This window comes from Streptomyces sp. HB132, assembly GCF_016909575.1.
Taxonomy (GTDB): domain Bacteria; phylum Actinomycetota; class Actinomycetes; order Streptomycetales; family Streptomycetaceae; genus Streptomyces.
Genome location: NZ_JAFBGA010000001.1, coordinates 410,251 through 422,974, shown reverse-complemented (window position 1 = coordinate 422,974; position 12,724 = coordinate 410,251). Strand labels below are relative to the sequence as shown.

Sequence of the window (12,724 nt, the reverse complement as noted above, 5' to 3'; positions counted from 1 at the left end):
ACTGACCAACAGCACGCAGCCCAGGGCACCGACCCGCCCGCTGCGGGGGGACGCGGACGGAGTGCGTGGCGTGACGGATCGATCTGCCCTGCCCGAAAACGGTGTGCGGCGACGCACCGTCATGACCACAGCCGTAGCCGGCATGGCCCTCAGCGCCTGCGCGGTCCCCGCGCCCCGGCGTTCGGACCCCGCACCGGACCCCGCGCCGGGCATGCCCATCAGCACCGGGCGCCGGGCGCTGCTGATGCAGATACTCGCCCACCCTGACGACGACCTGTACTTCATGAACCCGGACACCCGGCAGGTCCTCGACGCCGGTACCCCGCTGGTCTGCGTCTACCTCACGGCGGGCGAGGCCGACGGCGTCAACAAGGCCCCCGGCCGCGCCCGCCCCGCACCGGACAGGTCCGCCTACTCCTCCGCCCGCCACCAGGGACTGCGCCAGGCGTACGCGGCTCTGCTCGGCCTGGACCCGTTCACACCCTGGGAGATGTCCGTCGCCGCACTCGACGGCGGCCACCGGGCGGAGGTCAACACCCTCACCGCCGGGGCGCGACGGGTCGAACTGATCTTCCTCAACACGGCCATGCACACCGGTCGTCACCGACCCGGGCTCCCCAGCCTCTGGCAGGACCGGCGGCTCGTCCTGCGTACGGTCGTCGCCGAGGGGTCACCGCTGACCCGGGCCGGTTCGTACACGTACGACGGACTCGTCGACGTCCTCGCCGGACTGCTGGAGAGTCACCTCCCGACCCTCGTGCACACCCTGGACCCCGATCCCGACCTCCAGCACAGCACCGAGGCCGTACGCCGCGCGGACAGCGAGCAGCGCGGCTACTCGGACCACGCCGACCACACCGCGGCCGCGTGTTTCGCCTGGGCCGCGATGATCCGTTGGGTGGCCAGGACCACGGCACGCGGCGGGGACGTGCCGGGCTTCGTCACCACCTCGTTCCGCGGGTACTACAACCGGCACTGGCCCAAGAACCTGCCGCCGGGCGTCCTGGAGACGAAGGCCGCACACCTCGTCCCGTACGGCGGCTCGCCCGACTGGGACTGCGGCAACCCGTCGGGATGCGGCGACTACAACGTGGGCGGTGACCGTCCGCTGACCAACAGGAAGGGCTGGGTCCGCTCCACCCACCACCGCTATCCGGGCGCCCGGGTGGCCGTCGCCGCGGAGGCCGACGGGCGGCTCGCCGCGTACGCGGTACTGGGGCTGCGGGTGGCACGGTGGCGCGAGACGGAGCCCGGCGGGGGAGTCTGGGGACCGCCGCACGACCTCGGCGGCGGTCCGCTCACCCCGGCACTGGGGTCGGCGACCGCTGCAGACGGCCGGCTGCTGCTGTTCGGACTTCGCTTCGCGGCGCTCGACGGGCACGGCGGCGACAACGAGCGCGAGGTCGTGCTGCTCGAACAGCGCGCCCCGGGCGGTGGTTTCCTCCCCTGGCGTGGTCTGGGCAACCCCTCGCCGGGACCCGGCCACGGACGGCGCATCGGTGTGCCCGTCGCCGTCACGGCGCCCGACGGCCGCATCCACCTCTTCGTCCGGAACGCGGAGAAGGGTCTCAGCACCCGGGTACGCGAAGGGGGCGGCCGGTGGAGCGCGTGGCGGGACATGGGAGGCGGCGAGGTGCAGGACGGGTTCAGCACCGCGGTGGACGTCGAGGGGCGGGTCCATGTGTACGGAGCCGGCCACCACACGGTGCACCACTGGACACAGGACGCCCCGGGCCGGGGCCTGACCGCCCGCACCCAGATCGACGCGGGCCCGGTACCCGGCACTCCCCCGGCCGCCGTGCCCGTGGCCGACGGCACCGTGGAGCTCTTCCACCGCGCCGAGGCGAGGCCCCGGCTGACCGGCGTCCGCGCCGGCACCGCGGCGGAGCTGCCCGGCTTCGACGGGTACGGACCGGTGACGGCCGCCGCGTCACCGAACGGCCCGGTACTGGTCGGCCGCACCGGTGAGGGTCTGCTCCAGCTCCGTACCGCGGAGGGTGACCTCGTTCGTTCACGGGGCCCGGTGGCCCTCGACGGGCCGGCGCTCCACCTCGGCGAGGCGGCCCGGCCGGCCGTGGTGGGGCTGGGCCCTGACGCGCTGCCCTGGCTCTGGCGCCCGTAGGCGTCGCCCGGTCCGGCTGCGGCAGGCCCCGCATGCCGAAGGGCCCCGCACCTCTCGCGAGGTGCGGGGCCCTTCTTGGTGCTCTGTGCGGAGCGACCAGGTCAGACGATCAAGCAGAAACTACTTGACGATCTTGGTGACCTGGCCGGCGCCCACGGTCCGGCCACCCTCACGGATGGCGAACTTCAGGCCCTCTTCCATGGCGACCGGCTGGATCAGCGCGACGTCCATGAGGGTGTTGTCACCCGGCATGACCATCTCGGTGCCCTCGGGAAGGGTCACAACGCCCGTCACGTCCGTGGTACGGAAGTAGAACTGCGGGCGGTAGTTGTTGAAGAACGGGGTGTGACGGCCACCCTCGTCCTTCGACAGGATGTAGGCCTGGGCCTGGAACTCGGTGTGCGGCGTGACCGAACCCGGCTTGATGATGACCTGGCCGCGCTCGACGTCCTCGCGCTTGATGCCACGGAGGAGCAGACCGACGTTCTCACCGGCCTGGCCCTCGTCGAGCAGCTTGCGGAACATCTCGATGCCGGTGACCGTGGTGGTGGTCTTCTCCTGCTTGATGCCCACGATGTCAACGGTCTCGTTGACCTTGAGGACACCACGCTCGATGCGGCCGGTGACGACCGTACCGCGACCGGTGATCGTGAAGACGTCCTCGATCGGCATGAGGAACGGCTTCTCGACGTCACGCTCGGGCTGCGGGATGTTCTCGTCCACGGCCTTCATCAGGTCGAGAACGGTCTTGCCCCACTCGGCGTCGCCCTCGAGGGCCTTGAGCGCCGAGACCTTGACGACCGGAAGGTCGTCGCCCGGGAACTCGTACTCGGAGAGGAGCTCACGAACCTCGAGCTCGACGAGCTCCAGGATCTCCTCGTCGTCCACCATGTCGGCCTTGTTCAGCGCGACGACGATGTACGGCACGCCTACCTGGCGGGCCAGGAGCACGTGCTCCTTGGTCTGCGGCATCGGGCCGTCGGTGGCCGCGACCACGAGGATGGCGCCGTCCATCTGCGCCGCACCCGTGATCATGTTCTTGATGTAGTCGGCGTGACCCGGGCAGTCGACGTGCGCGTAGTGACGCGACTCCGTCTGGTACTCGACGTGCGCGATCGAGATCGTGATACCGCGCTGACGCTCCTCAGGAGCCTTGTCGATCTGGTCGAAGGCCGAGGCCTCGTTCAGGTCCGGGTACGCGTCGTGCAGCACCTTGGTAATGGCGGCCGTGAGGGTCGTCTTACCGTGGTCGATGTGACCGATGGTGCCGATGTTGACGTGCGGCTTAGTCCGCTCGAACTTTGCCTTCGCCACTGGGGTCCTCCTGAGTGGTTCTGTACGCCTTGCTTCATCGGCGCCAGGTGATCTTTGCTGGAATGCCGGTGCCGGGGGCATTCGCCACACTGCTTACGCACTGCGACGAATGCCCGACCATGCTCCGGTGACAAGCCTAAAGCGTGAGCTCGGAAGAGTTACTCGCCCTTGGCCTTCGCGATGATCTCCTCGGCGACGTTCCGCGGAACCTCGGCGTAGGAGTCGAACTGCATCGAGTAGCTTGCGCGACCCGAGGTCTTGCTGCGGAGGTCTCCGACGTAGCCGAACATCTCCGAGAGGGGCACGAGGCCCTTCACGACGCGAGCGCCGCTGCGCTCCTCCATGGCCTGGATCTGGCCACGGCGGGAGTTGAGGTCGCCGATGACATCGCCCATGTAGTCCTCGGGCGTGGTGACCTCGACGGCCATCATCGGCTCGAGGAGCACGGGGGACGCCTTGCGGGCACCCTCCTTGAACGCCTGCGAACCGGCGATCTTGAAGGCGAGCTCCGAGGAGTCGACCTCGTGGTAACCACCGTCGAGAAGGGTGACGCGGACGCCGACCATCTCGTAACCGGCCAGGATGCCGAACTGCATGGCTTCCTGAGCACCCGCGTCCACCGAGGGAATGTACTCACGGGGGATGCGGCCACCGGTGACCTTGTTGACGAACTCGTAGGAGGCGTCGCCACCCTCGATGGGCTCGAGGGCGATCTGCACCTTCGCGAACTGGCCGGTACCACCAGTCTGCTTCTTGTGCGTGTAGTCGATGCGCTCGACGGTCTTGCGGATCGTCTCGCGGTAAGCGACCTGGGGCTTGCCGACGTTCGCCTCGACGCGGAACTCGCGCTTCATGCGGTCGACGAGCACCTCGAGGTGAAGCTCGCCCATACCACCGATGATGGTCTGGCCGGTCTCCTCGTCGGAGTGCACCTGGAAGGAGGGGTCCTCCTCCGAGAGGCGCTGGATGGCGACACCCAGCTTCTCCTGGTCACCCTTGGACTTGGGCTCGATGGCGACCTGAATGACCGGCGCCGGGAAGTCCATGGACTCCAGGATCACCGGGTTCTTGTCGTCGGACAGCGTCTCACCCGTGGTGGTCTGCTTCAGGCCCATGACGGCGACGATGTCACCGGCGCCCACCGACGCGATCTCCTCACGCTTGTTCGCGTGCATGCGGTAGATCTTGCCGATGCGCTCCTTCTTGCCCTTGACCGAGTTCAGCACCGCGGTGCCGGCCTCGAGGCGACCGGAGTAGATCCGGACGAAGGTGAGCTTGCCGAGGTGCGGGTCACTCGCGATCTTGAACGCGAGGCCGGAGAACGGCTCGTCGTCCGAAGGCTTGCGCTTGATGACCAGCTCCGGGTCCTTGACGTCGTGGCCCTCGATGGCCTCGACGTCCAGGGGGGAAGGCAGGTAGCGGACGACCGCGTCGAGCAGGGGCTGGACGCCCTTGTTCTTGAACGCCGTGCCACAGAAGACGGGGGTCACGGTGACGGAGTCGGCCGTGCCCTTCGACGCGAGGGTGATCCGACGGATCGCCTCGTGCAGCTGGTCCTCGGAGGGCTCGACGCCCTCGAGGTACAGCTCCATCATCTGGTCGTCGTTCTCCGCGACGGCCTCAAGGAGCTTGCCGCGCCATTCCTCGGCAGCCTCCGTGTGCGTGTCGGGGATGTCGACCGTGTCGTACATCTCGCCCTTGGCGGCCTCTTCCGACCACACGAAGGCCTTCATCGACACGAGGTCGACGACGCCCTTGAAGTCGGCTTCGGCACCGATGGGGAGCTGCATGACGAGCGGAACCGCACCGAGGCGGTCGACGATCATGTCGACGCAGCGGTGGAACTCGGCGCCGGTGCGGTCGAGCTTGTTGACGAAGCAGATACGCGGCACGCCGTAGCGGTCCGCCTGACGCCAGACGGTCTCGGACTGCGGCTCGACGCCGGCCACACCGTCGAACACGGTGACGGCACCGTCGAGGACGCGGAGCGAACGCTCCACCTCGACGGTGAAGTCGACGTGACCCGGGGTGTCGATGATGTTGATGGTGTGGTCAACATCATTGAGCGGCCAGTGACAGGTCGTCGCGGCGGACGTGATCGTGATGCCGCGCTCCTGCTCCTGCTCCATCCAGTCCATCGTGGCTGCGCCGTCGTGGACTTCACCGATCTTGTACGAAACGCCGGTGTAGAAGAGGATCCGCTCAGTGGTGGTCGTCTTGCCCGCGTCGATGTGGGCCATGATCCCGATGTTGCGGACCTTGGCCAGGTCAAGCGAAGTGGTGGCCATAAGGCTCAATCTTCTCTCGGTCTCGATGGGGGTAGCGACTACCAGCGGTAGTGCGCGAAGGCCTTGTTGGACTCGGCCATCTTGTGGGTGTCCTCGCGCTTCTTGACGGCAGCGCCAAGACCGTTGGAGGCGTCGAGCAGCTCGTTCATGAGGCGCTCGGTCATGGTCTTCTCACGACGGGCGCGGGAGTAACCCACGATCCAGCGCAGCGAGAGCGTGGCGGCGCGACCGGGCTTGACCTCGATCGGCACCTGGTAGGTGGCGCCACCGACACGGCGGGACTTGACCTCGAGCGAGGGCTTGACGTTCTCAAGCGCGCGCTTCAGCGTGATGACCGGGTCAGCGCCGGTCTTCTCGCGGAGGCCTTCCATGGCGCCGTACACGATCCGCTCGGCGGTGGAACGCTTGCCGTCGAGGAGGATCTTGTTGATCAGCGAGGTGACAAGAGGAGAGCTGTAGACCGGGTCGATGATGACCGGGCGCTTCGGGGCGGGGCCCTTACGAGGCATTCTTACTTCTCCTTCTTGGCGCCGTAGCGGCTGCGGGCCTGCTTGCGGTTCTTGACACCCTGGGTGTCGAGCGAACCGCGGATGATCTTGTAACGAACACCCGGCAGGTCCTTCACACGGCCGCCACGCACGAGCACGATCGAGTGCTCCTGCAGGTTGTGTCCCTCACCCGGGATGTAGGCCGTGACCTCGATGCCGGAGGTCAGACGCACACGCGCGACCTTACGGAGCGCCGAGTTCGGCTTCTTCGGGGTGGTCGTGAACACACGCGTGCAGACACCACGACGCTGGGGCGAACCCTCGAGCGCGGGCGTCTTGTTCTTCTCGACCTTGTCCTGCCGGCCCTTCCGGACCAGCTGCTGGATCGTAGGCACTACTTCTCCGGTTTCTGTGTGCCGTTCGTGAAACTAACCTGGAACACTCGCCGACCCACGCGGTCGGGTGTGTCGAATACTGCACGCCCCTGCGGTGAAACAGCGGAGAAGCAGATTGCGGTGGCCACTTACGGACTCGCCATGCGGTTGAGGACACGCACCCGAGCCCAGGCACACCCCAGGCACAAGGCTTGAGCGTACCTACCTCATTGAGCTGGGTCAAAACAAATGCCCCGGAGACGGCCGCCCCTCCTCGGAGGCGGCACCCGACACCGGGCGCACGTCGCACGAACCCGCTCCGTGGACCCGTCGGCGAACATGTTCGTGAACCCGTGACCCGCGTCACAGGAACGGCCGTCGGGTGTGACGGGGGCCGCTTCTCCCGCCGGGCGGCGCGGCGAAGAACATGCCGAAGAGCGCAGGTGCGGGAACGTGGGCACTGCGTACATGGCTGCTCGATCGGGGACAGGCCGGTCCAGCTCACCGGCCGGTTCCGGTCGGGCTTGCCGGGGGATGTCTCATGATCCGGAGGCCCGGTCGCGGATGGACGCCGGCGCCCGAAGTCCGAGGAACCGCCCCTGGGAGAGCCCCTGCCGCCGGAAGTGCCCGTCCGCGCCGAGCTGGTGCGTTTCCTCGCCCGACGGCGACGGCCACCGCGGGGGCGACCCGGCTCACAGCGTGAGGAGAATCCCCGCCATGGCCGCGGCCGCCAGTGTCCCCACGACGACGGACAGCCCCGTGTCGAACCCCACCCGCTTGTCCACCTCGAACGACAACATCGAGCGCTCCGGGCTCTGCGGGTCATAGAGGACTTCCACGACGTCACCGATTTCCACGGGTGCGACGGAGTATCGCGACGAACGGACGGACAGGTCGCTACTGTCTCTCGTGGAATACGCGCAGACCACGCCCACATACCCACCACTGGGCCAGTAATGGTCGACGCATTCGCCCTCTACGCGCATACCGGAGGATTCGAGGCGCTTCGCCTTTCGCAAGGCATAGAGGTTGGTGATCAACACGAGAGAAGAAGCGCACACCATGACAAAGAGGAAAATTCTTATCGCGAGCACAGGGAACCCCCGAACGTTATCGATACTCATGCTGCTTTCGCCTGAGTCAGACGCCCTCCGCGCCCGTCCGGCTCCGCCCTAACTGAGGGCGAGGACAACGAACACGACCTCGACCAGCGTGAGCGTGATCAGGTCCATGCGTCTCCACAGAGGCTTGTGAGCGGAGAGGGCAGTCTCCACCCGGCCGGGCGCCTGCGGGTCATAGCGGACCGTCACGGTGTCGCCCACTCGAGTCCCCGCCGGCACATCGCCCTCATCCGCGGAACAGGTCATCCGGCGGCCGTCCACCAGGGGGAAGCTCAGGAGGAACGTGGGTCCGCCCCCCTGAGTACGCCACTCCCGGTCGTAACAACGCGCCTCGGCCTCGACACCGCGAGCCCGCAACAGCAGCCTTCGCCGAGTTATCCAGATGATGGCGATAAGGCCGAGAAGTGGCGGTATGAAAAGCAGGACCTCCGAGTCCATGCGCAGTCCCCTCGAAGACAGTGCGAAAAACGACGCACCACATCACACCACACCTGTCCGGACAAGATGTCGGAGCGGCTATGACAGGACCCACACATAGGAAACCCGCCGACGACATCGCAGGAATCAAGGAGTTCCTTGGGGAGGAAGTCGAAAGTTCCACCGTCGGTGGGCTGCTCGGAACTACCGGGTGTCAGGTTGAGGGCCCTGCGCGACGGTCCGGAGGGTGCGCGCTCTCCGGACCGGTCTGCCGAATCCGGTGAGGGTGGGGGAACCCCGGGTACACCGGACCAGCAGGACTCGCCACACAGCAGGAACACCAAGAAGCAACCGCCCCCAGCGGTTCGACGAGGACACCCCGCCGTTCTCCGGGGGCGCGTCTCCACGGGGTGCCGGCTCTCCGGCCCGTCCGGCGTACAGGCGCCCCGTGGACGCCCGTACCGCACGCCCCGGCACGTACACCCGAGCCCGCCGTGCGACGCGCCCGGCCGGGCGCGTGTGCGGCCCCCTGCGACACCTGCTGGAACGGGGCCGGCGCCAGCGGTGCTGCGCAGCGACATGCGCTGACCGGCACCGGGGGCGGCGCACGTCCCACGGCGCACGGACCGGCTGCGGAACGCAGAAGGGCGCCCACCCCCCCGACGGGGATGGGCGCCCTTCTCACTCACTGCTACTGGTTGTACGGACCGTAGTCGTAGTCCTCCAGCGGAACGGCCTGGCCGGAGCCCGTGCCGAACGGCGAGTAGTCGATGTCGTCGTAGCCGACGGCCGAGTACATCGCGGCCTTGGCCTCCTCGGTCGGCTCCACCCGGATGTTGCGGTAGCGGGACAGACCCGTACCGGCCGGGATGAGCTTACCGATGATGACGTTCTCCTTGAGGCCGATCAGGGAGTCCGACTTGGCGTTGATCGCCGCGTCGGTCAGGACCCTGGTCGTCTCCTGGAAGGACGCCGCCGACAGCCACGACTCGGTGGCGAGCGAGGCCTTGGTGATACCCATCAGCTGCGGACGGCCGGAGGCGGGGTGACCGCCCTCGGTGACCACACGACGGTTCTCGGTCTCGAACTTCGACCGCTCGACGAGCTCGCCCGGCAGCAGCTCCGCGTCGCCGGACTCGATGATCGTCACACGGCGCAGCATCTGCCGGATGATGATCTCGATGTGCTTGTCGTGGATCGACACACCCTGCGAGTTGTAGACCTTCTGGACTTCGCCGACCAGGTGGACCTGGACCGCGCGCTGACCGAGGATCCGCAGCACGTCGTGCGGGTTGGTGGCACCGACGGTGAGCTTCTCGCCCACCTCGACCGCGTCGCCCTCGCCGACCAGGAGACGGGCACGCTTGGAGATCGGGAACGCCGTCTCCTCGCTGCCGTCGTCCGGGGTGACGACGAGCTTCTTGGTCTTCTCGGTCTCCTCGATGCGGACCCGGCCCTTGGCCTCCGAGATCGGGGCGACACCCTTGGGGGTACGCGCCTCGAAGAGCTCGACGACACGGGGCAGACCCTGCGTGATGTCGTCACCCGCCACACCACCGGTGTGGAAGGTACGCATCGTCAGCTGGGTACCGGGCTCACCGATGGACTGGGCGGCGATGATGCCGACCGCCTCACCGATGTCGACCAGCTTGCCGGTGGCGAGCGAGCGTCCGTAGCAGAAGGCACAGGTGCCGACCGCGGACTCACAGGTCAGGACCGAGCGGGTCTTGACCTCCTCGACGCCGGCGCCCACGAGGGCGTCGATCAGGACGTCACCGAGGTCGACGTTGGCAGGCGCGATGACCTTGCCGTCGACGACGACGTCCTCGGCGAGCATGCGGGCGTAGACCGAGGTCTCGACGTCGTCCGTCTTGCGCAGGACACCGTCGGCGCCCTTGACGGCGATCTTCAGCTTGAGGCCGCGGTCGGTGCCGCAGTCCTCCTCGCGGATGATGACGTCCTGCGACACGTCCACCAGACGACGGGTCAGGTAACCCGAGTCGGCGGTACGCAGGGCGGTGTCCGCCAGACCCTTACGGGCACCGTGCGTGGAGATGAAGTACTCCAGAACGGTGAGGCCCTCGCGGAAGGACGCCTTGATGGGACGGGGAATCGTCTCGTTCTTGGCGTTCGACACCAGACCACGCATACCCGCGATCTGACGCATCTGCATCATGTTTCCTCGGGCACCCGAGTCGACCATCATGAAGATGGGGTTCGTCTTCGGGAAGTTCGCGTTCATCGCCTCGGCGACCTCGTTGGTCGCCTTGGTCCAGATCGCGATGAGCTCCTGCGTGCGCTCGTCCTTGGTGATGAGACCGCGCTCGTACTGCTTCTGGACCTTCTCGTCCTGCTCCTCGTAGCCCTTGACGATGGCCTTCTTGGCCTCGGGCACGACGACGTCGGAGATGGCCACGGTCACACCGGAACGGGTCGCCCAGTGGAAACCGGCCGCCTTCAGGTTGTCGAGCGTCGCCGCCACGATGACCTTGGGGTAGCGCTCGGCCAGGTCGTTGACGATCTCGGAGAGCTGCTTCTTGCCCACCGAGTAGTCGACGAACGGGTAGTCCTCGGGCAGCAGCTCGTTGAAGAGCGCGCGGCCCAGGCTCGTACGCAGCCGGAAGGTGTCACCCGGCTGGTACTCGGGCTCGCCCTCCTCGGCGACCGGCGGCACCCAGCCACGCGGGGGCATGGTGCCCACCGGGAAGCGGATGTCGACCTTCGCCTGGAGCGACAGCTCGCGGGCGTCGAAGGCCATGGTGGCCTCGGCCGTGGAGCCGAACGCGCGGTCCGTGCCCTTGACGTTGCGGCCCTCTTCGTCCGTGGTGAGGAAGAAGAGACCCAGCACCATGTCCTGGGTCGGCATGGTGACGGGACGACCGTCGGCCGGCTTCAGGATGTTGTTCGAGGACAGCATGAGGATGCGGGCCTCGGCCTGCGCCTCCGCGGAGAGCGGCAGGTGCACGGCCATCTGGTCACCGTCGAAGTCCGCGTTGAACGCGGTGCAGACGAGCGGGTGGATCTGGATGGCCTTGCCCTCGACCAGCTGCGGCTCGAAGGCCTGGATGCCGAGGCGGTGCAGGGTGGGCGCACGGTTCAGCAGCACCGGGTGCTCGGCGATGACCTCTTCGAGGACGTCGTACACCACGGTGCGGCCGCGCTCGACCATGCGCTTGGCCGACTTGATGTTCTGCGCGTGGTTCAGGTCCACCAGGCGCTTCATCACGAACGGCTTGAAGAGCTCCAGCGCCATCGCCTTCGGCAGACCGCACTGGTGCAGCTTGAGCTGCGGACCGACGACGATCACGGAACGCGCGGAGTAGTCCACGCGCTTGCCGAGGAGGTTCTGACGGAAACGGCCCTGCTTGCCCTTCAGCATGTCGCTGAGGGACTTCAGGGGGCGGTTACCGGGACCGGTGACCGGGCGACCACGGCGGCCGTTGTCGAACAGTGCGTCGACGGCCTCCTGCAGCATCCGCTTCTCGTTGTTCACGATGATCTCGGGGGCACCGAGGTCAAGGAGACGCTTGAGGCGGTTGTTGCGGTTGATCACACGGCGGTACAGGTCGTTCAGGTCGGAGGTCGCGAAGCGGCCACCGTCCAGCTGCACCATCGGACGCAGGTCCGGCGGGATGACCGGTACGCAGTCGAGCACCATGCCCTTGGGCTTGTTGCTGGTCTGCAGGAACGCGGAGACGACCTTGAGGCGCTTGAGCGCACGGGTCTTCTTCTGGCCCTTGCCGGTGCGGATGATCTCGCGGAGGCGCTCGGCCTCCTCGTCGAGGTCGAACGACTCCAGGCGCTTCTGCAGGGCGGCAGCGCCCATGCAGCCGTCGAAGTACGTGCCGAAGCGGTCACGCAGCTCGCGGTAGAGCAGCTCGTCGCCCTCGAGGTCCTGGACCTTGAGGTTCTTGAAGCGGCTCCACACCTCGTCGAGGCGGTCGATCTCGCGCTGCGCACGGTCACGCAGCTGCTTCATCTCACGCTCGGCACCTTCGCGCACCTTGCGGCGCACGTCGGCCTTGGCACCCTCGGCCTCGAGCTCGGCCAGGTCGGTCTCGAGCTTCTTGGCGCGGTTCTCGAGGTCCGAGTCGCGGCGGTTCTCGACCTGCTGACGCTCGACGGAGACGTGTGCCTCCAGCGACGGGAGGTCACGCGTGCGGCGCTCCTCGTCGACGAACGTGATCATGTACGCGGCGAAGTAGATGACCTTCTCGAGGTCCTTCGGCGCGAGGTCCAGCAGGTAGCCGAGGCGCGACGGGACGCCCTTGAAGTACCAGATGTGGGTGACGGGAGCGGCAAGCTCGATGTGGCCCATGCGCTCACGGCGCACCTTGGCGCGCGTGACCTCGACGCCACAGCGCTCACAGATGATGCCCTTGAAGCGGACACGCTTGTACTTGCCGCAGTAGCACTCCCAGTCCCGGGTCGGACCGAAGATCTTCTCGCAGAAGAGTCCGTCCTTTTCGGGCTTGAGCGTGCGGTAGTTGATGGTCTCCGGCTTCTTCACTTCGCCGTGGGACCAGGTCCGGATGTCGTCCGCGGTGGCAAGGCCGATCCGCAGCTCGTCGAAGAAGTTGACGTCGAGCACTTGTCGTCA

General features: G+C 67.3%; 8 protein-coding genes. 1 reads left to right on the top strand and 7 read right to left on the bottom strand.

Going from position 1 to position 12,724, the window contains the following annotated elements; all coding sequences use genetic code 11:
- The first annotated feature begins 121 nt into the window (after positions 1-121).
- Positions 122-2,122 carry a PIG-L family deacetylase gene (locus JOC24_RS02080; protein WP_205018745.1) on the top strand — a complete coding sequence of 667 codons (2,001 nt, stop codon included), beginning with the start codon at positions 122-124 and terminating at the stop codon, positions 2,120-2,122.
- A 120-nt stretch (positions 2,123-2,242) separates the two neighbouring features.
- Here the strand turns inward: JOC24_RS02080 and tuf are convergent, their stop codons facing one another.
- From tuf to JOC24_RS02045, 7 genes are all read right to left on the bottom strand, one after another.
- Positions 2,243-3,436, bottom strand: a complete 1,194-nt coding sequence (gene tuf, locus JOC24_RS02075; RefSeq protein ID WP_014154597.1) for an elongation factor Tu — start codon at positions 3,434-3,436, stop codon at positions 2,243-2,245.
- A gap of 158 nt (positions 3,437-3,594) precedes the next feature.
- Positions 3,595-5,724, bottom strand: a complete 2,130-nt coding sequence (gene fusA / locus JOC24_RS02070) for an elongation factor G (RefSeq protein ID WP_205018347.1) — start codon at positions 5,722-5,724, stop codon at positions 3,595-3,597.
- 38 nt (positions 5,725-5,762) lie between these two features.
- On the bottom strand, positions 5,763-6,233 hold the full coding sequence (rpsG, locus tag JOC24_RS02065) for a 30S ribosomal protein S7 (RefSeq protein ID WP_014154599.1): 471 nt from the start codon (positions 6,231-6,233) through the stop codon (positions 5,763-5,765).
- Positions 6,234-6,235: 2 nt separating this feature from the next.
- Positions 6,236-6,607: a 30S ribosomal protein S12 gene (rpsL, locus tag JOC24_RS02060; RefSeq protein ID WP_003948652.1), complete on the bottom strand. Its 372-nt coding sequence runs from the start codon at positions 6,605-6,607 to the stop codon at positions 6,236-6,238.
- Positions 6,608-7,278: 671 nt separating this feature from the next.
- On the bottom strand, positions 7,279-7,710 hold the full coding sequence (locus JOC24_RS02055) for a DUF3592 domain-containing protein (RefSeq protein WP_205018346.1): 432 nt from the start codon (positions 7,708-7,710) through the stop codon (positions 7,279-7,281).
- 48 nt (positions 7,711-7,758) lie between these two features.
- Positions 7,759-8,145, bottom strand: a complete 387-nt coding sequence (locus JOC24_RS02050) for a DUF3592 domain-containing protein (RefSeq protein ID WP_205018345.1) — start codon at positions 8,143-8,145, stop codon at positions 7,759-7,761.
- A gap of 670 nt (positions 8,146-8,815) precedes the next feature.
- Positions 8,816-12,715: a DNA-directed RNA polymerase subunit beta' gene (locus tag JOC24_RS02045; RefSeq protein WP_205018344.1), complete on the bottom strand. Its 3,900-nt coding sequence runs from the start codon at positions 12,713-12,715 to the stop codon at positions 8,816-8,818.
- Positions 12,716-12,724 lie beyond the last annotated feature (9 nt).